General features: G+C 74.3%; 19 protein-coding genes. 6 read left to right on the top strand and 13 right to left on the bottom strand.

Going from position 1 to position 19,033, the window contains the following annotated elements; all coding sequences use genetic code 11:
• The first annotated feature begins 72 nt into the window (after positions 1-72).
• Positions 73-2,190: an elongation factor G-like protein EF-G2 gene (locus JWP64_RS19630; RefSeq protein ID WP_297499246.1), complete on the top strand. Its 2,118-nt coding sequence runs from the start codon at positions 73-75 to the stop codon at positions 2,188-2,190.
• Here the strand turns inward: JWP64_RS19630 and JWP64_RS19635 are convergent, their stop codons facing one another.
• The 3 genes from JWP64_RS19635 to JWP64_RS19645 form a co-directional block, all read right to left on the bottom strand.
• Complete coding sequence (locus tag JWP64_RS19635; protein ID WP_297499248.1) at positions 2,191-3,618, bottom strand: DUF2867 domain-containing protein; 1,428 nt, start codon at positions 3,616-3,618, stop codon at positions 2,191-2,193.
• A gap of 64 nt (positions 3,619-3,682) precedes the next feature.
• Complete coding sequence (locus JWP64_RS19640) at positions 3,683-3,991, bottom strand: AzlD domain-containing protein (RefSeq protein WP_297499250.1); 309 nt, start codon at positions 3,989-3,991, stop codon at positions 3,683-3,685.
• A complete protein-coding gene (locus tag JWP64_RS19645; protein ID WP_297499252.1) occupies positions 3,988-4,704 on the bottom strand; it encodes an AzlC family ABC transporter permease in 717 nt (238 codons plus the stop codon). Before JWP64_RS19645 ends, JWP64_RS19640 begins: the two co-directional genes overlap by 4 nt.
• Positions 4,705-4,759: 55 nt before the next feature.
• Here JWP64_RS19645 and JWP64_RS19650 point away from each other — a divergent pair, with 55 nt between their 5' ends.
• Genes JWP64_RS19650 through JWP64_RS19660 form a run of 3 tightly spaced genes read left to right on the top strand, consistent with a single transcriptional unit; the run spans position 4,760 to position 6,617 of the window.
• A complete protein-coding gene (locus tag JWP64_RS19650) occupies positions 4,760-5,329 on the top strand; it encodes an XRE family transcriptional regulator (RefSeq protein ID WP_297499254.1) in 570 nt (189 codons plus the stop codon).
• A gap of 46 nt (positions 5,330-5,375) precedes the next feature.
• Positions 5,376-6,389: a methylenetetrahydrofolate reductase C-terminal domain-containing protein gene (locus JWP64_RS19655; protein WP_297499256.1), complete on the top strand. Its 1,014-nt coding sequence runs from the start codon at positions 5,376-5,378 to the stop codon at positions 6,387-6,389.
• Positions 6,390-6,410: 21 nt separating this feature from the next.
• Positions 6,411-6,617: a hypothetical protein gene (locus tag JWP64_RS19660; RefSeq protein WP_297499258.1), complete on the top strand. Its 207-nt coding sequence runs from the start codon at positions 6,411-6,413 to the stop codon at positions 6,615-6,617.
• A 491-nt stretch (positions 6,618-7,108) separates the two neighbouring features.
• On the opposite strand, the gene JWP64_RS19665 is transcribed toward JWP64_RS19660, so the two are convergent.
• Both JWP64_RS19665 and JWP64_RS19670 read right to left on the bottom strand, forming a co-directional pair.
• A complete protein-coding gene (locus tag JWP64_RS19665; protein WP_297499260.1) occupies positions 7,109-8,017 on the bottom strand; it encodes an amidohydrolase family protein in 909 nt (302 codons plus the stop codon).
• Positions 7,938-8,174: a hypothetical protein gene (locus JWP64_RS19670; RefSeq protein ID WP_297499263.1), complete on the bottom strand. Its 237-nt coding sequence runs from the start codon at positions 8,172-8,174 to the stop codon at positions 7,938-7,940. The genes JWP64_RS19665 and JWP64_RS19670 overlap by 80 nt, the downstream gene beginning before the upstream one ends.
• Before the next feature lie 282 nt (positions 8,175-8,456).
• Here JWP64_RS19670 and JWP64_RS19675 point away from each other — a divergent pair, with 282 nt between their 5' ends.
• Positions 8,457-9,233 carry a creatininase family protein gene (locus JWP64_RS19675; protein ID WP_297499265.1) on the top strand — a complete coding sequence of 259 codons (777 nt, stop codon included), beginning with the start codon at positions 8,457-8,459 and terminating at the stop codon, positions 9,231-9,233.
• The gene (locus JWP64_RS19680) at positions 9,230-9,967 is read left to right on the top strand and encodes an SDR family NAD(P)-dependent oxidoreductase (protein ID WP_297499267.1); all 738 of its coding nucleotides are present in this window, start codon (positions 9,230-9,232) and stop codon (positions 9,965-9,967) included. The genes JWP64_RS19675 and JWP64_RS19680 overlap by 4 nt, the downstream gene beginning before the upstream one ends.
• 108 nt (positions 9,968-10,075) lie before the next feature.
• Here JWP64_RS19680 and JWP64_RS19685 read toward each other — a convergent pair whose 3' ends face one another.
• The 8 genes from JWP64_RS19685 to thrS all read right to left on the bottom strand — a co-directional run bounded on the left by JWP64_RS19685 (position 10,076) and on the right by thrS (position 18,902).
• Positions 10,076-11,560, bottom strand: a complete 1,485-nt coding sequence (locus JWP64_RS19685; RefSeq protein ID WP_297499268.1) for a glycoside hydrolase family 16 protein — start codon at positions 11,558-11,560, stop codon at positions 10,076-10,078.
• Positions 11,561-11,912: 352 nt separating this feature from the next.
• Entirely contained in the window at positions 11,913-12,830 is a 918-nt protein-coding gene (gene pdxS / locus JWP64_RS19690; protein ID WP_297499270.1) for a pyridoxal 5'-phosphate synthase lyase subunit PdxS, read from the bottom strand.
• A gap of 93 nt (positions 12,831-12,923) precedes the next feature.
• On the bottom strand, positions 12,924-13,454 hold the full coding sequence (locus tag JWP64_RS19695; RefSeq protein ID WP_297499272.1) for an NUDIX hydrolase: 531 nt from the start codon (positions 13,452-13,454) through the stop codon (positions 12,924-12,926).
• Positions 13,451-14,590, bottom strand: a complete 1,140-nt coding sequence (locus JWP64_RS19700) for a glycosyltransferase family 4 protein (protein WP_297499274.1) — start codon at positions 14,588-14,590, stop codon at positions 13,451-13,453. The genes JWP64_RS19695 and JWP64_RS19700 overlap by 4 nt, the downstream gene beginning before the upstream one ends.
• Positions 14,587-15,498: a phosphatidylinositol mannoside acyltransferase gene (locus JWP64_RS19705; RefSeq protein WP_297499276.1), complete on the bottom strand. Its 912-nt coding sequence runs from the start codon at positions 15,496-15,498 to the stop codon at positions 14,587-14,589. Before JWP64_RS19705 ends, JWP64_RS19700 begins: the two co-directional genes overlap by 4 nt.
• Positions 15,495-16,115: a phosphatidylinositol phosphate synthase gene (pgsA, locus tag JWP64_RS19710; protein WP_297499278.1), complete on the bottom strand. Its 621-nt coding sequence runs from the start codon at positions 16,113-16,115 to the stop codon at positions 15,495-15,497. Before pgsA ends, JWP64_RS19705 begins: the two co-directional genes overlap by 4 nt.
• 92 nt (positions 16,116-16,207) lie before the next feature.
• Positions 16,208-16,747 carry an HIT domain-containing protein gene (locus JWP64_RS19715; RefSeq protein WP_297499280.1) on the bottom strand — a complete coding sequence of 180 codons (540 nt, stop codon included), beginning with the start codon at positions 16,745-16,747 and terminating at the stop codon, positions 16,208-16,210.
• A 97-nt stretch (positions 16,748-16,844) separates the two neighbouring features.
• Positions 16,845-18,902: a threonine--tRNA ligase gene (thrS, locus tag JWP64_RS19720; protein WP_297499282.1), complete on the bottom strand. Its 2,058-nt coding sequence runs from the start codon at positions 18,900-18,902 to the stop codon at positions 16,845-16,847.
• Positions 18,903-19,033: the final 131 nt, after the last annotated feature.

Genomic DNA, 19,033 nt, shown 5'->3' on the forward strand with positions numbered 1-19,033 from the left:
AGAGGAGTGGACTTCGTCACAACCACGTCCCACGACGCGGTGGGCGTGCGGGACTCGCGGAGGTGGTCCCCGATGACCGTCAGACCAGCGACCGGCAAGGACCGCCGGACGGGCACCAGCCCGGCGGGCGTTCTCGTGACCGATCCCGCCCTGATGCGCAACGTCGTGCTCGTCGGGCCGTCCGGGTCCGGGAAGACGACGCTGGTGGAGGCGCTGCTCGCGCACACCGACGCCATCCCGCGGCAGGGCACCGTGCCCGACGGGACGACGGTGTGCGACCACGATCCGGCCGCCGTCCACCAGCAGCGTTCGGTCGCGCTGTCGATCGCCCCCCTGCTGCACGAGGGCACGAAGATCAACTTGATCGACACCCCCGGCTACGCGGACTTCGTCGGCGAGCTGCGCGCGGGGCTGCGGGCCGCGGACGGCGCGCTCTTCGTCGTTCCCGCCGTGGAGGCACGCGAGGGTTCGGTGGACCCGGCCACGGTCGCCCTCTGGGACGAGTGCCGGGGGGTCGGGATGCCGCGCGCGGTCGTCGTGGCGCGCTGCGACCAGGCCCAGGCGGACGTCGCGGCGACGGTGCTGGCCTGCCAGGAGGCCTTCGGCTCCGGGGTCGCGCCGCTCTACCTGCCGATCCCCGGGCCGTCCGGCGGCCTGGCCGGGCTCTACGGGCTATTGACACAGACCCCGGAGGGCGCGGCGCCCGACGGCAGCGAGGACGCCCGCGGGGCGCTCATCGAGGGGATCATCGAGCAGTCCGAGGACGAGACGCTCATGGACCGCTACCTCGGCGGCGACGAGCTCGAGACGGCCGCGCTGATCGACGACCTCGAGACCGCCGTCGCGCGCGGGTCCTTCCACCCGGTGATCCCGGTCTGCGCGGGCAGCGGGACGGGGCTGGACGCCCTGCTCGAGGTGCTCGTCGGCGGCTTCCCCTCGCCGCTCGAACACCCGCTCCCCTTCGTGAGCAGCACCGACGGCACCGAGCACGCACCGCTCACCGCGGACCCGGACGGGCCGCTCGCGGCCGAGGTCGTCCGGACCTCGGCGGACGCCTACGTCGGCCGGGTCTCGGTGGTCCGGGTGTTCTCCGGCACGCTGCGGCCGGAGAACACCGTGCACGTCAGCGGGCACGTCCCCGCTCCCCGGACGAGCCCGGAGAACGAGCGGCACGACTCCGACGAGCGCCTCGCCCACGTCTACTCCCCGCTCGGTGCCACCCTGCGGGAGATCGAGGCCTGCGTCGCCGGCGACATCTGCGCCCTCACCAAGCTCTCTGGCGCCGAGACCGGGGACACCGTGTCCGCCGCGGACGACCCGCTGCTGCTCCGGCCGTGGAACCTGCCGGAACCGCTGTTGCCGGTCGGCGTCGTCGCCCGCAAACGCGGGGACGAGGACACGCTCGCCCGCACCCTCGCGAAGCTCGTCGCCGCCGATCCGGCGCTGCGGCTGGAGCGCAACGCCGAGACCCACCAGACCGTTCTGTGGTGCATGGGCGAGGCGCACGCGGACGTCGTGCTCTCGCGCCTGCGGGCCGCCGGGGCCGAGGTCGAGACCGAGGACGTCCGGGTGCCGATGCGGGTCACCCTCGACCGCGGTGTCCGGGCCACCGGTCGGCACGTGAAGCAGTCCGGAGGGCACGGGCAGTACGCCGTGTGCCACGTCGAGTTCGAACCGCTCCCGCGCGGTGGCGGGTTCGAGTTCGTGTCCAAGGTCGTCGGCGGCTCGGTGCCCACCCAGTTCGTGCCCAGCGTGGAGAAGGGCATCCGCACGCAGCTCGACCGCGGGCTGCCGGCCGGGCCGGACGAGCCCGCGCACCCCGTCGTCGACGTGCGGGCGACGCTCGTCGACGGCAAGGCGCACAGCGTGGACTCCTCCGACGCCGCGTTCCAGACGGCCGGTGCGCTCGCGCTCCGGGAGGCGGCCGGGAGCTGCGGGGTCCGGCTGCTGGAGCCGGTCGACGAGGTGTCCGTGCGGATCCTCGACGCCCACCTCGGTGCCGTGCTCGGCGACCTCTCGGCCCGGCGGGCGCGGGTGCTCGGCACCGACGTCGACACGCCGGGACACACGGTCGTCCGGGCAGAGGTGCCCTGCGCCGAGCTGCTCCGCTACCCGACCGAGCTCCGGGCCATGACCTCCGGGACGGCGGGGCTCAGCAGGCGGCCCTCCCGCTGGACGGAGGTCTCCTGATCAGCCCCGGCGGAAGCGGCCGGCCGCGACCCCGGCCACCGTGCGCGCCGTGACCCCGAAGACCAGGTCGTGGGCGGGCCGCTGGGCGAACCAGTAGGCCCGCCCGGCCAGCCCGCGCGGGGTGAACGTGACGCGCTGGACGTAGCGGCTGCGCCCCTCCCCGGCCGGCTCGGCCCGCAGCTCGAGGCGCGCGACGCCGGGCAGCCTCATCTCGGCGCGCAGCAGCAGGGACCGTCCGGGGTCGACGTCCTCGACGTGCCACCAGTCCAGTGCCGCCCCGGCGGCGAGCAGCTCCGGCCGGGTCCGGCGGTCCCCGACGCCCCCGACCAGCCCGTCGAGCAGCGCGCGCAGCCGCCACACCCCCGGGGCCGTGTACCAGCCTTCGTCGCCGCCGAGCCCGGTGATCACGGACCACAGCACGTCCACCGGCGCGTCGACGTCCTCCACGTCCTCGCCGGACAGCACAGCCGGCCCGGACCCCGCCGGGTCGTTGGGCGATCCGCCGGCCGGGCCGTCCTCGGCCAGGGCGCGGCGCACGGCGGCGCGGTACGGCGTCCGGCCGCCGGGGGGCTCGCCGACCAGCCCGGCCAGGTCGTCCTCGTGCACGACGAGCTCGTGGGCCAGGGACTCGAGCAGCGGGCCCGCGAGCCGGCGGTCCACGGGCGTCAGCAGGCCGACGGCGCGGGCGGCGAGCCGGGGCGCGGAGACGGGGACGGGCACCGCGAGCGGCCTGGCGAGCCCGGCCTCGCGGGCGTAGTCGTTCATGAGGTCGAGGTAGCGGAGCACGTCCGGACCGCCGACGTCGAAGGCGCGGGAGACGTCCCCGGGCAGCGTGAGGCTGCCGGCCAGCCAGTGGATCACGTCGTCGACGGCGACGGGCTGGACCCGGTTCCAGGCCCGGTCCGGCACGGTCAGCAGCGGCAGGCCGCCCATGACCGTCTCGGCGAGGTGGCGGACCATCTCGAAGCTCGCGGACCCACGGCCGACGACGATCCCGGCCCGCAGCACCGCGGCCGGGACGCCGGAGCCGAGCAGGATCCGGCCCACCTGCTCCCGGGACTCGAGGTGCTCCGACGTCCCGTTCCCGCCGCTGGGCTGCAGCCCGCCCAGGTAGACGATGCGCCGCACGCCCGCCCCCCGCGCGGTGGCGGCCAGGACGGACGCGGCGGCCCGGTCCCGCTCGGCGAAGTCCGGCCCGCCCATCGAGTGCACGAGGTAGACGACGGCGTCGACGTCCCGGCACGCGGCGGCGCTCGTCCCGGGCTCCGCGACGTCCCCGACCTGCGCCTCGACCCGATGCGCCCACGCCTCGCGGGCCAGCTTCGCCGGATCGCGCACCAGGCAGCGGACGGCGTGCCGGTCGGTGAGCAGGCGCGGGACGAGCCGGGCGCCGACGTAGCCGGTCCCCCCGATCACCAGAACACGCACCCGCCGATCGTCGCCCAGACCCGCCGAACCCGCGCGCCGAACGACCTCCGAGCCGGCCCGACGCCTACTCGACGCCGACGAACCGCAAGCCCGCCGTCGTCCCCGCCGCCAGGATCACCACCAGCACGAACGGCACCTTCCGCCACGCCGCGAGCCCCCCGACAAGCACCCCGGCCGGCCGGGCCCACCCGGCGAAGCCGCCGCTCTCGGTGAGCGCGGCGGTCGCGACCAGGCCGACGAGCAGCGCGGTCGCCCCGAGGTCGACGAGCCGGTCCAGGCGTTCGGGCATCGTGACCCGGTCCCGGAGGAGGATCCCGCCGAGGCGGAGCAGGTAAGTGCCGGCGGCGAGGGCGAGCACCGCGGTCCACGTCATGACGGGCAGCCCGACCCGGTGACGGATCGACCCCGACTCGCGGGGGTACGGCCGACGACGAGCAGGCCGCCGAGGGCGACGAGGACCGGGAGGCCGGGCGGCAGGAACGGGGTGGCGGCGAGCGCGAGGACCGCGGCCACGATCCCCACCCGCCGCGCGTCGGCGCCGCGCAGGGCGGGCAGCAGGAGCGCGAGCAGGGCGGCCGGGAACGCGGCGTCGACACCGAACGCGTTCGGGTTCGGAACCGCCGCACCCGCGACCAGCCCGACGACCGTGCCGGCGTTCCACCCGAGGAACAGCAGCGTGCCGGACAGCCGGTAGGCGCTGCGCGCCCGCTCCGGCGGCCGGGCCCGGGAGAATGCCACCACCTCGTCGACCACGATGTGGGCGCCGAGCACCCGGGCCACCAAGCCCGTCCCGACGACGTTGCCGACCGCCAAGCCGAACGGGAGCAGCCGCAGGTTGAGCAGCAACCCGGCCACCACCGCCGCGACCGGCGCGCCGCCGGCGGCGACCACGGCGACGGCCAGGAACTGCGAGCCGCCGGCGAAGACCAGCACGGACATGCCCACCGCGAGCACGAACGGCACGCCCGCCGCGGCGGCGAGGGCCCCGAACGACATCCCGACGACCATGATCGCGGCCGCGAGGGCCAGCGCGTCGCGCAGGTCACCGCGGTCGAGGGCCCCTATCGTTCGCCGTACCGAACACATGGTTCCCTACACTGAACACCCCCGTAAGCGTTCGTCAAGCCGAACACGAGGACCGATGGATCGAACCCCGATGGACCGGACGACACCCCTCGCGACCATCGCCGCCGCCGTACGCCGCGAGCGGGACCGGATGGGCCTCTCGCTCGGCGAGCTCGCGCGGCGCGCGGGCATCGCCAAGTCCACGCTGTCCCAGCTCGAGGCCGGGTCGGGGAACCCGAGCGTCGAGACGCTGTGGGCGATCGCGGTCGTGTTGGACGTCCCGTTCAGCCGCCTCGTCGACCCGCCCAGCGAGGGCGTGCGGGTCGTGCGGGCGCAGGAGCACGTCGTCATCCCGTCCGAGCGCTCCCCCTTCACCGGGACGCTGCTGGCGGCGAGCCCGCCAGGCGTCCGGCGGGACCTGCACGTGATCACGGCGGAGCCGGGGCCGGCGCGCACCGCGGACCCGCACATCCCCGGGACGGGCGAGCACCTGCTCGTCACCGCGGGGCGCTGGCTCTGCGGGCCCGCCGGCGAGGAGGTCGAGCTCGGCCCGGGCGACTACGCATACTTCCCCGGCGACCGCGCGCACAGCTACCGCGCGCTCGAGCCGGGCACGACGGCGGTCCTGCTGATGGAGTACCGGTAGGCCCCACCGACACACGTCCGCAACGTGGGACCATGAGGATGGCGCCATGGATCCCGGTGGCACGTGCCCCAAGCACATGGTCCACGGGCCGTGCGGCGGGGTGCGGGCGCACGGCGGCTGCGAGGTGGAGCCGCTCCCCTGTCCCTGGGTCGGCGAGCCGACGGTCGCGTGGTCCGGGCCCGTCGACCCCCGCCTCCGGATCCCCGCGCCGCTGGCCCGCGGCACAGCCGTGATCGCCGACATCCCGGCCCCGCCGATGGACCGCGAGGCATTGCGGCACATCGCCTCCCTGCTCGCCGGTTCCGTCGACGCCGTCCTCACCGGGGACCACGGCGGCGCCCGGGTCCAGTTCCCGCCGTCCTACCGCGCGCTCCTCCTGCGCGACGCCGGCGTGCCGGCCTGGATCGGCCTCAACTGCCGGGACCGGAACCGGGTGGCCCTCGAAGGGGAGCTCGCGGCGCTCGCGGAAGTCGGAGTCGCCGCCGTCCACTGCGTCACCGGGGACCACACCGCGCTGGGCGACCGCCCGGACGCCGCGCCCGTCTTCGACCTCGACTCCACGCAGCTCGCCGCGCTCGCCCGCGCCGCCGGGGTGCCGGTGTCCGTCGCGGAGGCCCCGGCCGGGCCGCCCCGGGGCCGTCGACCCGCCCGGCTGGTGGAGAAGGTGCGCGCGGGCGCGGACGTCGCCGTCGTCGACCACTGCGGCGGAGCCGGGCCGGTCGCGGACTTCGTCGCGGAGGCCCGGGAGCTGCTGCGGGCGGGAGGCCTGCCGGGTGTCCCGTTCGTCGCGTGCGTGCCCGTGGTGCTGGACCGGCGCTCGGCCGAGCTGATCGCGGAGTTCAGCGGGTTCACCGCGCCGCCCGGGTACCTGGAGCGGATCGTCGCGGACCGGCACCCGGCGGTCGCCGGTGTCGCGGCCGCGGTCGCGCTGGGGACGAGACTCATGGAGATCCCGGGGGTGTGGGGCGTCGACCTGTCCGGCGTGCCGGTCCCCGGCGACGAGGTGTCGACGGCCCGCGCCCTCGCCACGATCGGCCGCGAGCTCGGAGGAGGTACCTGATACTTCACCCATGACGACCTGGTGGACCGCGCCACCCGCGCCGCGCTGCGCCACCTCGCGCGGGCACCACGGCCGTGCGCACCCACGCGGACCTCGGCGAACCGCGTCGTCGGCAAGGACGCCCAGCAGGGCTTCGCGACCGCCGAGCCGTACATCTACCAGAACGAGGTGTCGGCCTGGGGCAAGGAGGTCGAGTACCAGCTGGTCAACGACGCGGGCTACCCGTAATACCAGTCGGTGCTGGCCGCCCGGAGCGCCGTGATGCCGCAGGTCACCAACTGCTTCACCGAGCTCGTCCCGCTGATGCAGCGGGCGCAGGTCGACTACATGGCGACGCCCGGGCCGGTGAACTCGCTGATCCTGGACCTCGTCACGCAGTTCGACACGGGCTGGGTGTACTCGCAGGCCGTCGCGGACTACTCGGCGAAGGCGCAGCTGGACCTGGGGATCATCAGCAACGGGGCGAACGCCTACATCGGTGACCTCGACCTCGACCGCGTCCAGAAGACGATCGACATCGACACCCCGATCTTCGCCGGACAGGGCACGCCGGTGAAGGACGGGCTCAAGGCCGCGGACCTGGTGACGAACCAGTTCATCGACCAGTCGATCGGCCTTGCCCGCCAAGTAGCCGCGTTGCGGAGCCATGACGCGGGTTTCCGGCCTCGGAAAGCCCCTTGTGGCTCCATGGTGCGGTCACCACTCAGGCGGCGGGCCACTCAGGCGGCGGGGCCCCGGGCGCGGAGCAGGGCGCGGAGCGCCTCCGCCACCTCCCGCTCCCCCCGCCGCACCAGCTCCCCGTCCCGCACGACCACCTCTCCCCCGACCACGACGTGCTTCGCCCGCCGTCCCGGCGCCGCCCAGAGCAGCCCCGCCAGGGGGTCCGCCACCCCCGCGTCGGCCACCCCGGTCACGTCCCAGCAGACGAGGTCCGCGGCCGACTCGGCGGTGAGGTGGCCCAGCTCCGGCCGGCCGAGACCGTCGGCGGACCCGGTGGTCGCCCAGGTCAGCGCCTCCCGCGCCGCCACCGGACGGCCGACGAGCGGGGCGACCTGCATCGCCAGCCGGGCGTCGGCGAGGAGGTGGCCGGCGTCCTTGCTCCCGCCGCCGCTGGTCCCGAGCCCGACCGCCACCCCCGCGTCCGTGAACGCCGCCGTCGGCGCGACACCCCAACCCATCGGCAGGTCGCAGCCCGGCGCGTGCGTGACGCTCACCCCGGCCGCGGCGAGGCGCGCGATCTCGGCCGGCGTGACGTCGCAGAGATGCGCGAGGGTGACGTCCGGCGCGAGCCAGCCCCACTCGTCGAGCAGCTCCAGTGGCCGGCGGCCGTACCTCGCCAGCGCCACCTCGACGTCGACCTGCTCGTTCGCCTGGGTCCGGCGCCGCAGCCCGGGCTTCGCCGCGACCTCCCCCAGCAGCGCGAACGTCTCCGGCGCGTCGCTGTGCACCCCGGCCGGGCCCACGGCGACCTGGACGTGCGGCTCCCCCGCCAGCGCCTCGGCGATCGCGGACGCGGAGGCCGCCGCGGTCTCGGGGTCGTCGCGGGCGCTACCCCGGGACGAACACCAGCCGCGTACCGAGGTCCGCCGCAGCCGCCGAGACCGCGCGGGCGATCCCGACGCCGTCACCCGTCGACGCGGGCCAGGTCAGGTGGTGATCCGCGACGGTCGTCACCCCGCAGAGGAGCGCCTCGGCCAGCCCGGCGGACGCGGCGGTGTGCGCCAGCTCGTCGTCGACCCCGACCGCCGCATAGGCCGACGCCATGCGCGGCAGCCAGTCCCGCATCGGGACGCCACGGGTGCCGGGCAGCGTCCGGAAGGCCGTCTGCAGCAGGTGGGGTGATGGGCGTTGACCAGCCCGGGAGTGACGATGCAGCCGGACGCGTCCAGCTCGACGGCACCGTCGGAGGAAGGCTCGACCACGACCCCGTCGGCGCAGGCGACCACCCCGCCGGGCACCTCGTCGATCCCGTCCCACACCAGTTCGGCCCCGCGCACGATCAGCACCGGGCATCTCTATCAGCCGAATGTGACGTCACCGCAACGCGTTCGCCGTAGCGTCTCGGGCGTGACCCGCCTGTTGACCGAGCTCTCCGCCCCCGACATCGCCGCGGCGCTCGGGCCGGACTCCGTGCTCGTCCTGCCGACCGGCGCGCTCGAGCAGCACGGCCCGCACCTGCCGGTCGCGACGGACCTGATCATCGCCGAGGCGATGGCCGAGCGGACCGTCGCGGAGTACGGCGACGAGCTGGATCTCTGGCTCCTCCCGCCGCTCGCCTACACGAAGTCCGACGAGCACGCCTGGTCCGCCGGGACCTTCTGGCTCTCGGCGAGCACGTTGACGGCGGTGCTCACCGACATCGGCCGCAGCGTCGCGACGACGCCCGCGCGCCGGCTCGCGTTCCTCAACGGGCACGGCGGGAACTCCGCGTTGCTGCAGGTCGCGAACCGGGAGCTGCGTCGCGAGTTCGGGCTGCGCACATTCACGCTGCACCCGGGCGTCCCGCCGGACCAGGGTGGTGCGAGCCCCGCGGACGAGCTGGGCATGGGCGTGCACGGCGGCACCGAGGAGACGTCGCTGATGCTGCACCTGCGCCCGGACCTCGTGGACCTCGACCGTGCGGAGCGCTGGGTCCCCGAGCACCTCGCGGAGTACCGGCACGTCCGGTTCGGCGGGTCGGTGTCCTTCGGCTGGCTCTCGGACGACTTCGGCCCGAGCGGCGTCCTCGGCGACCCGACGGCGGCGACGGCGGAGCGCGGGAAGGAGCGTGCGGAACGCAGCGTGGAGTACCTGGGCGCGGCGTTCGGCGAGGTCGCCCGGTTCGACCCGGCGCCACCGGCATGAGCGTCCGGTTCGCCGGCCGGCGGGTCGTCGTCACCGGCGCCGCCCGCGGGATCGGCGCGGAGATCGCCCGCAGGTTCGCCGCGGAGGGCGCGAAGGTCGCGGTGCTCGACCGGCTCGCCGTCGAGGCCAAGGACGTCGCGGCGGAGATCGGCGGCAGCGCGCACGAGGTCGACCTCCGCGACGTCGCCGGCACCCGGGCCGCCGTGCGGCAGGCGATCGGCGAGCTGGGCGGAATCGATGTCCTGGTCAACAACGCCGGCATCCTCCGCTTCGCCGCGCTGCTCGACATCGACCCCGAGGAGTGGGACGACGTCTTCGCCGTCAACACCCGGTCCATGCTGGTCACGACCCAGGTCGCGGCGCGGGTGATGATCGACGCGGGCGGCGGTGTGATCGTCAACAGCTCCAGCATGGGCGGGAAGGCGGGTGGCGACGGGCAGGCGCACTATGCGGCGTCGAAGGCGGCCGTGATCGCCCTGACCCGCGCCTCGGCCGCCGAGCTCGGACCGCACGGGATCCGCGTCAACTGCGTGTGTCCGGGCTACGTGGCCACCGAGATGGGAGCCGCGACCCGGACCGCGGAGAAGATCGAGGCCTGGAGCGCGATGTCCCCGCTGGGGCGTCTCGGCGAGCCCGAGGACGTCGCGGGGGTCGTCGCGTTCCTGGCGTCCGACGACGCGGCGTACCTCACGGGCCAGGCGTTCAACGTCACCGGGGGCATGATCACGCACTGAACCCGATCACGACCCGGGCCCGCGAGTCGGGATCTGAGACCGGACGGCCGCACCCCACGCACGACGAGGGCACCCCCGGTTCAGGGACGCCCTCGGTACGTGAGCAGGTCAGCCGTCGCTGCGGACCGGGTTCGGCACGAGGCCTGCGCCCCGCAGCGCACCGGACGGGTCCGGCACAGGCCCGGGGACGGGATCCGGGCCGACGGGATCCGGGCCGCCCTCGACGATCCGGCCCGTGACCCCCGCCGCCGCACCGGCGGCGGGCACCCCCTCGGTGGCGCTGCCCGCGGCGGTTCCGGCCACCCCGCTCGCGGCGCCTGCCGCGGCGCCCGGAAGCGAGCCGGCCTCGGCGATCGCGTCGTCGGCGAGGTGCACCACGTCGTCCGCGGCGCCCTCGGCGATGTCACCGGGGCTCAGCGCGTACTGCTTGACCCAGTCGACGTACATGTGCGACTCCTGGACGTCGCCGCCCTTGGGGAACCAGTCGAGCTGGATGCAGAGGTGCATCGGGCCGGGCGGGAGAATGCCGCGGTCCGTGGTGCGCCACCACTCCTTGCCGTCGACGAACGCCGCGACGTGCGTGGGCGTCCATTCGACGGCCCAGTTGTGCCACTCGGTCGCGTCGATCTTCACGTCGCCCTGGACCTGCTTGTTGTCCTTGCCGTAGTGCAGGAACATGTTCGTGGACTGGCGGGTGTGGTCCGTCATCTCCATGAAGTCGATCTCGCCGCCGACCGGGAAGTTCTCGGCGTCGGGCCAGAGCAGGAGCAGCGCGTTGTAGCTCTCGTCGCTGGCGGGCGCCTTCACACGGCCCTCCCAGCGGCCGTACTTCTGGCCGGGGTTCCAGGCCATGCCGCCGGTGCTGCCGGCCGAGTCGCCGGTGATGGTCATGATGCCGTCCTTCACCGAGAAGGCGTCCGGCGTGCGGCGGCCCTTGCCGGCGTGGCCGACCCCGTCGTAGACGTTCCAGTCGCTCTTCAGCGAGGTCCCGTCGAAGGTGTCGACGCGGTTCGGCTCGCCCCAGTTCAGCAGCGTGCCGGCGCTGGTGCTCTCGCCGGGCGCCGTCTCGCCGGGGGCGCACGGGTCCGCGGGGGTCGGCCCGGGATCGGCCGCCGCGGCGGGGTCGGCAGCCGGTTTCTCCTCGCTCGGCCGGTCGCCAGCGGGCTTCTCGTCGGAGGAGCTGTCGGACGGGCCGCCGTGGTCTCCCGAGCCCTTGTCGCCGGAGTCGCCGCCGCCCGCATCCCCGGACGGGTCGTCCCGCTGCGTCCCGGTCACGTTCGGAGTCTCGCCGGTCGCGGAGTCGCCGCTAGCGGCCGGGGCCTCGCCGGACGGCTGCTCGTCCGACGCTCCGGGCTCCGACGGCGAACCCGCAGGCTCGCCCGTGCCCGACTGTCCGGACGTCGAGGAGCCCGAGCCGGCGGGAGTGTCCGAGGAGGACGCGGGGCCGGCGGCCGCCGCAGCGTCGCCCGGGTCGGCCGGGGCCGACGCCGTAGGGCAGTCCGAGGGGGCGGGAGCGGGCTGTGCACTCGCCGCCATCGAACCCGCGAGCATCGTCCCGACGACGATGCCGCCGATGGCCAGGTAGCGCCTCATCCGTCTCCTCTTCCCCTCGAATCACATCCGTCACGGCGGAGACTAAGCGCCACTGGGTCACCACGCGCCCCCTGTTCACCACACCGGGTGCAGATCAACTCCCTTGAGTGACACGGAGAGTGGTCGGAGATATGTCCGGATCGCGCCGATCAGCCTTCCGCGCGCGCCGAACGGTCTCGAACGCCCGGTCGAACGCGACGAGCGGTGGGGTTGCCTCCCGGACGGGTGAGCAGTTCATGATCGCAATCATGACAGTAGAAGCGACGCGCCGCCCGAGACGTGATCATGAACCGGCACAGCAGAAAGCCCCGCCCGGCGGTGCCGGACGGGGCGTTCTGGCGGTGGAGCGGGCTTACCAGCCGCGGCTCGCGTAACGCTGCTCGGCGGGCAGGTCCGCGATGTTCAGGCCGACCATCGCCTCGCCCAGACCGCGGGAGACCTTGGCGATGACGTCCGGGTCGTCGAAGAACGTCGTGGCCTTGACGATGGCCTCGGCGCGCTGCGCGGGGTCGCCGGACTTGAAGATGCCCGAGCCCACGAAGACGCCCTCGGCCCCGAGCTGCATCATCATCGCGGCGTCCGCCGGGGTGGCGATGCCGCCCGCGGTGAACAGCGTGACCGGCAGCTTGCCGGCCTTCGCGACCTCCATGACGAGATCGACCGGCGCGCGCAGCTCCTTGGCCGCCACGAACAGCTCGGCCTCGTCCAGCGCGGCGAGCTTGCGGATCTCGGAGCGGATCGAGCGCATGTGCCGGGTGGCCTCGACGACGTTGCCGGTGCCGGCCTCACCCTTCGAGCGGATCATGGCCGCGCCCTCGGAGATGCGCCGCAGTGCCTCGCCCAGGTTGGTCGCGCCGCAGACGAAGGGGGCGGTGAAGGCCCACTTGTCGATGTGGTGCGCCTCGTCCGCCGGAGTCAGCACCTCGGACTCGTCGATGTAGTCCACGCCCAGGGACTGCAGCACCTGCGCCTCGACGAAGTGGCCGATCCGGGCCTTCGCCATGACGGGGATGCTGACGGTGTCGATGATCCCCTGGACCATGTCCGGGTCGCTCATACGCGCGACGCCGCCCTGGGCGCGGATGTCCGCCGGGACCCGCTCGAGCGCCATGACGGCCACGGCACCCGCGTCCTCGGCGATCTTCGCCTGCTCGGGGGTGACCACGTCCATGATCACTCCCCCCTTGAGCATCTCGGCCATCCCGCGCTTGACGCGGGCCGTACCGAGCTGGGGGCCTGCGGTGTCGGGGGCGACCTCATCGGACGACACTGGGTACCTCTCTCACTTCACGACTTCTCTGGTGTTCCCGCACGTCGGCGGACGACACCCGATGGTACGTCAGTGCGCGCGGCGGTCCCGTGGTCAGGCGGGAGTGCTGCGCCTCGTCGCGACGGGCTCCGGGTCCGCGATCTCGAAGTACTGCGGCAACGGCGCGGTCCCGTGGAGCCGCAGCCACCGCACCAGCCGTCGCGACCGCAGGTCGAGGGTGTCCCGGACCGCGTCGCTGTGCACCCGGCGGGCCAGGATCACGAGCTGCTCGGCGTCGATCAGCTCGGCGTGCAGCGCGGTGGGCAGCGCGCTCCGGTCGACGGCGGTGAGTTGCCTGGTCAGCGCGTTCTCCGCGCCCTCCCGCTCCCCCGCCGCGGCGCCGGATCCGAGGCGCCCGGCCCGTTCCGCGGCGGCCCGCAGCGGTTCCCCGGGGCGCCCCCGCAGCGCCGCGACGTCCAGGGCGACGGCGGCGCGCCGGGCGAGTGCGTCGTCGAGCCCTGCACTCGCGCCGTCGACCCGGACGTGCAGCCGGTCCAGCCGCCACGAGCGGGCCACGCAGAGCACGGTGACGATCACCACCACGAGCACGGCGAGGGCGAGCAGCACCCAGGCGAGCGCGGTCACGCGGCACCCCCCGTGGGATGCACCCGGCGCGGGTCCGCGGCGACGGCGGCCTGGTAGACCCGCAGCACCGCGGACGCGACGACGGGCCAGTCGAAGGCCGCGACCCGCTCCCGGCCGGCGGCGCGGAACGCGGCCCGCCGCGACGGGTCGTCCAGCAGGGCGCCCAGGCCGTGCGCGAGCGCCTGCGCGTTCCCGGTGGGCACCAGGACCCCCGCCGGTACCGGTTCGCCGAGCACCCGGCGGAACGACTCCAGATTGCTGGCGACGACCGGCGCGCCGGCCGCCATCGCCTCCGTGAGCACCATGCCGAAGCTCTCGCCGCCCAGGTTCGGGGCGCAGTAGACGTCCATCGAGCGCAGCGCGGCGGCCTTCGTCGCGTCGTCGACCGGGCCGAGGACGTCCAGCCGCGGGGCGAGCGCCGGTCCCGCGTGCTTGCGCAGCGCGTCCGCGTCTCCCCGCCCGACGACGAGGAGGCGCAGGTCGGGACGTCGCGGGGCGATCTCGCGCAGCGCGTCGAGCAGGACCGGCATGCCCTTGCGGGGCTCGTCGAAGCGACCCAGGAAGCCGACTGTCCCCCGCCGCGGATAGCCCGGCAGCGCGGGCCCGTCCCGGAAGAACGGGACGTCGACGCCGTTCGGGATCTCGACGGCGTCTCCCCCGAGGTGCTGTACCTGCACCCGCCGGGCGAGCGTCGACACCGCGATCCGGGCGGTCACCTTCTCCATCAGCGGCCGCAGCATCCCGCCGAACGCGTGCAGGGCGCGGGAACGCTCGGTGGCGGTGTGGAAGGTCGCGACGATCGGCCCCTCCGCGGCCAGCAGGGCCAGGACGGAGATGCTGAACGTGGTGGGTTCGTGCAGGTGGAGGACGTCGAAATCGTGCTCGGCGAGCCAGCGCTTCGCCCGCGCGTAGGTGACCGGGCCGAACGTCACGCGCGCGACGGAGCCGTTGTAGGGGACGCCGAGCGCCTTGCCCGCGCCGGTCACGAAGTCCGGGAGGACCGTGTCGTCGTCCGCCGGGGCCAGCACGTCCACCCGGTGGCCGAGCGCCAGCAGCGCCTTCGCCAGGTCGACGACGTGCGCCTGCACCCCGCCCGGGACGTCGAGGGAGTACGGGCAGACGATCCCGATCCTCATGACGCCCGCCGCCGGGCCGGGGTCAGCTCCTGGAGCATGTGCCAGTCCGCCGGCGCCCGGCGGATGAGCTGCTCGAACGCCTCCGCGACCTGCTGCGTGGCCTTCGGCACGGCCGCGCGGTCCGGGACCGGGACGGCCGGCAGCACGTGCGCTCCCCAGGCGTCCGGGGTGAAGGTGCAGAACGCGGGATGCAGCGCGGCGCCGGTCAGGGCGGCGAGCTGCGCGGGCCCGGCGGGCATCCGGATGCGCTCGCCGAAGAACGTGACGTCGACGCCGGCGCCGGTCAGGTCCCGGTCCGCGACCAGGCACACGACTCCCCCGGACCGCAGCCGGTTCGTCAGCGCGCGGTGGGCGGCCCGGCCGTCGTCCGCGGCGACGACCTCGAAGCCCAGCCGCTCCCGGTACTCCACGAACCGGCGGAACAACGGCTCCGGCCTCAGCCGCTCCACGACCGTGGTGATCGCCGCGGGACGCCCCTGCCGGCGCATCTCCTCGACCATCCAGAGCCCGGCGACGTCCCAGTTCCCAGAGTGCGGCAGCGCGACGACGACCCCGCGGCCCTCGGCGATCGACGCCCGGAGCGCCTCCGCGCCCTCCATGTGCGGGTCCATCCGGCGCTGCACGTCGAAGGGGTCCATCGCGGGCAGCCGGAAGGCCTCGCACCAGTAGCGGGCGTAGCTGCGCATCCCGTCCCGGACCAGCGCGTCCGTGTCCGCCCCGGGCGCGACGCGCGCGAGGTGACCGCGCAGGCGCCGGATGCCGGCGCCGTCCCGCCGGACCGCGAGGTCAGCGCCGGCGCGGAACACCGCCCGCGCCAGCGGTTCGGGCAGGAGCCGCACGAGCCGCCACGCCGCCGCGAACCCCAGGTCCGCGGCCCGTTCCGCGCGAGTCGGCGCGGGCGTGGTCACGGCACCTCCCGGGCCTGCTCCTGCGCGCTCCGGTAGGTCGTGACGATCCGCTGCCCGACCGTCCAGACCGACGCCGCCGCCAGCGCCCACAGCGCGACGTCCAGCGCGTACGGCACCCCGACGCCCTGCAGGAACGTCCCCAGCAGCGCGACGATCAGCCGTTCCGCGCGCTCGACCAGCCCGCCGTCCGCGTTGAGGCCCATGCCCTCGGCGCGGGCCTTCACGTAGGAGACCATCTGGCCCGCGACCAGGCAGATCAGCGCGGCGATGCCGAGGGTCCGGTGCTCGCCGACGCCGAGGCACCACCAGGTGAGGCCGACGAACAGCGCGCCGTCCGCGAGCCGGTCGCACGTGGAGTCCAGGACCGCGCCGAACGGGGTGCCGTGCCCGCGGGCGCGCGCCATCGCCCCGTCGACCAGGTCCAGGAGCACGAAGAAGGTGATGAACCAGGGGGCGAGCGCGAGCTGGCCGCGCGGCAGGAACCACAGCGCCGACGCCGCGGCACCGACGGTGCCGAACACGGTGACCGCGTCCGGCGTCACCCCGCGTTCGACCAGCCAGCGGCCGATCGGGTCGGTCACGCGGTTGACGGAGGCACGCGCGAAGACGTTCAGCATCGTGAGGGGGCCGACTCCTGCCGGACGGGTGTGCGGGACATCAGCCTAGTGGGACGACGCCCCCGGGCCGCCGCAGGCTCCCCGGCGCACCCTCAGCTGTCCGCGGCCGGTTCCCAGGCCTCGGCGAGGAGCTCGCGGGTCTCGGTGAGCAGCTGCGGGATCACCTTGGTCTGCCCGACGACGGCGATGAAGTTGGCGTCCCCGCCCCAGCGGGGCACGACGTGCTGGTGGAGATGGTCCGCGAGCGAGCCGCCCGCGACCGTGCCGAGGTTGAGCCCGACGTTGAACGCGTGCGGCGCGGCGACCTTCTTCATCGCCCGGATCGCCCGCTGGGTGAACGCCATCAGCTCGCCGGCCTCCGCGTCCGTCAGGTCCTCGAGCTCGGCGACGTGCCGGTACGGGAGGATCATCAGGTGCCCCGGGTTGTACGGGTGCAGGTTGAGCAGCGCGAACACCGTCTCCCCACGCGCGACGACCAGGCCCTCTTCGTCCGGCAACATCGGGATCCGGCAGAACGGGCACCCGCCCTCGCCGGCCTCCTTGATGTAGGCCAGCCGGTGCGGAGTCCAGAGCCGGCGGAACCCGTCCGGGGTACCGACGCCGTCGCGGGGCTCCAGGACCGGCTCGCTCACGCGTCCGATCCTAGACAGCGCCCGCTCACGCACAGGTTCCGGTGTCGACGCACACGTCGGGGCGTGTGCGTCGACCCGCGAACCCGTGCGTGAGCGCTCAGGCGAGGGGGAACGTCTCCGCGGTGGGGCTGGTGTTGTTGCGGCCGGCGATCCAGGCGACGATCGCCTCGACGGCCTGGGCCACCGGCACGCCGTTGGTCTGGGTGCCGTCGCGGAACCGGAAGCTCACCGCGCCCGCCTCGACGTCCCGGGCGCCCGCGAGCAGCATGAACGGCACCTTCTGCAGGGTGTGGGTGCGGATCTTCTTCTGCATCCGGTCGTCCCCGGCATCGACCTCGACGCGGACGCCGCGCTCCCTCAGCGCCGTGGCGATCTCGTCGACGGCGGGGACCTGCTCGTCCGTCACCGGGATCGCGACGACCTGGGTGGGCGCCAGCCACGCCGGGAACGCCCCGGCGTAGTGCTCCAGCAGCACGCCGAAGAAGCGCTCGATCGAGCCGAACAGCGCACGGTGGATCATGACGGGGCGCTTGCGGCTGCCGTCCGACGCCGTGTACTCGAGGTCGAAGCGATCCGGCAGCATCAGGTCGACCTGGATCGTGGACATCTGCCAGCTGCGGCCGATCGCGTCCTTCACCTGCACGCTGATCTTGGGCGCGTAGAACGCCGCCCCGCCCGGGTCCAGCACCAGGTCCAGGCCCGACGCCTCGGCGGCCTCGCGCAGCGCGTCCGTGGCGCGCTCCCAGTCCTCGTCGCTGCCGATGGACTTCTCCGGGTTGCGGGTCGAGAGCTCGAGGTGGAAGTCGTCCAGGCCGTAGTCCCGCAGCAGGCCGAGCACGAAGTCCAGCAGGGAGCGGATCTCCCCCTGCATCTGCTCCTCGGTGCAGTAGATGTGCGCGTCGTCCTGCGTGAAGCCGCGGGCGCGGGTGAGCCCGTGCACCACGCCGGACTTCTCGTACCGGTACACCGTCCCGAACTCGAACAGCCGCAGCGGCAGCTCGCGGTAGCTGCGCCCGCGGGCGTCGAAGATCAGGTTGTGCATCGGGCAGTTCATCGGCTTCAGGTAGTAGTCTTGGCCGGGCTTGCGGACGGTCCCGTCAGCGCTGCGCTCCTCGTCGAGGATCATGGCCGGGTACATGCCCTCCTCGTACCACTCCAGGTGGCCAGAGGTGCGGAACAGCTGCCCCTTGGTGATGTGCGGGGTGTTGACGAACTGGTAGCCCGCCTGCTCGTGGCGGCGGCGCGAGTAGTCCTCCATCTCCCGGCGGATGATCCCGCCCTTGGGGTGGAAGACCGGCAGGCCGGAGCCGATCTGGTCCGGGAACGAGAAGAGGTCCAGCTCGGAGCCCAGCCGGCGGTGGTCCCGGCGCTCGGCCTCGGCGACCCGCTCCAGGTACGCGTCGAGGGCCTCCTGGCTCTCCCAGGCGGTGCCGTAGATGCGCTGGAGCTGCGGGTTCTTCTCACTCCCCCGCCAGTACGCGGCGGCGCTGCGGAGGAGCTTGAACGCCGGGATGAACTTCGTGGTGGGGAGGTGCGGGCCGCGGCAGAGGTCCGACCAGACGACGGCGCCGGTGTGGGCGTGGACGTTGTCGTAGGCGGTCAGCTCGCCGGACGCGTCGACCTCCATGACCTCGTCGTCGGCCTCGGTACCGGAGCCCTTCAGGTCGATCAGCTCGAGCTTGTACGGCTCGTCCGCGAGCTCCTTGCGGGCCTCGTCGAGCGAGTCGAACCGGCGGCGGGAGAACCGCTGCCCGGCCTTGACAATCTTCTTCATCGCCGACTCGAGCTTCGTGAGGTCCTCGGGGGTGAACGGCACCGGGACGTCGAAGTCGTAGTAGAAGCCGTCGGTGATCGGCGGGCCGATGCCGAGCTTCGCCTCCGGGTACAGCTGCTGCACGGCCTGGGCGAGCACGTGCGCGGCGGAGTGCCGGATCACGCTGCGACCCTCGTCGGAGTCCGCGGTGACCGGGGTGACCTCGGCGTCGACGTCCGGGGCCCAGGCCAGGTCCCGCAGGGTCCCCTCGGAGTCCTTGACGACGACGATCGCGCCGGGTCCGCTGGTGGGCAGGCCACCCTCGCGCACGCGGGCCCCGGCCGTCGTCCCCGCCGACACCCGGATGGGGGCGGACGCGGGCGGGGCGGGTGGTGCGGACACGAGAGGCCTCCAGGGAGTGTCGGAACTGACCCTCCCGATGCTAGAGGGGTGCCTCCACCGGGTTCCCCGCGGATCCGGATGCGGCGCACCGCGCCGGACGATCTCGGCGGCGACGTTCACGGCGGCCTGTT

Origin of the sequence: Pseudonocardia sp. (assembly GCF_025465255.1) — a bacterium.
GTDB lineage: Bacteria > Actinomycetota > Actinomycetes > Mycobacteriales > Pseudonocardiaceae > Pseudonocardia.

Bases quoted from the DNA above. Each gene is read 5' to 3' on its own strand.
- JWP64_RS19630 (WP_297499246.1), top strand. From the start codon at position 73: ATGACCGTCAGACCAGCGACCGGCAAGGACCGCCGGACGGGCACCAGC.
- JWP64_RS19640 (WP_297499250.1), bottom strand. From the start codon at position 3,991: ATGACGTGGACCGCGGTGCTCGCCCTCGCCGCCGGCACTTACCTGCTC.
- JWP64_RS19645 (WP_297499252.1), bottom strand. From the start codon at position 4,704: ATGTGTTCGGTACGGCGAACGATAGGGGCCCTCGACCGCGGTGACCTG.
- JWP64_RS19650 (WP_297499254.1), top strand. From the start codon at position 4,760: ATGGATCGAACCCCGATGGACCGGACGACACCCCTCGCGACCATCGCC.
- JWP64_RS19655 (WP_297499256.1), top strand. From the start codon at position 5,376: ATGGATCCCGGTGGCACGTGCCCCAAGCACATGGTCCACGGGCCGTGC.
- JWP64_RS19670 (WP_297499263.1), bottom strand. From the start codon at position 8,174: ATGCGGGACTGGCTGCCGCGCATGGCGTCGGCCTATGCGGCGGTCGGG.
- JWP64_RS19680 (WP_297499267.1), top strand. From the start codon at position 9,230: ATGAGCGTCCGGTTCGCCGGCCGGCGGGTCGTCGTCACCGGCGCCGCC.
- JWP64_RS19685 (WP_297499268.1), bottom strand. From the start codon at position 11,560: ATGAGGCGCTACCTGGCCATCGGCGGCATCGTCGTCGGGACGATGCTC.
- JWP64_RS19700 (WP_297499274.1), bottom strand. From the start codon at position 14,590: ATGAGGATCGGGATCGTCTGCCCGTACTCCCTCGACGTCCCGGGCGGG.
- pgsA (WP_297499278.1), bottom strand. From the start codon at position 16,115: ATGCTGAACGTCTTCGCGCGTGCCTCCGTCAACCGCGTGACCGACCCG.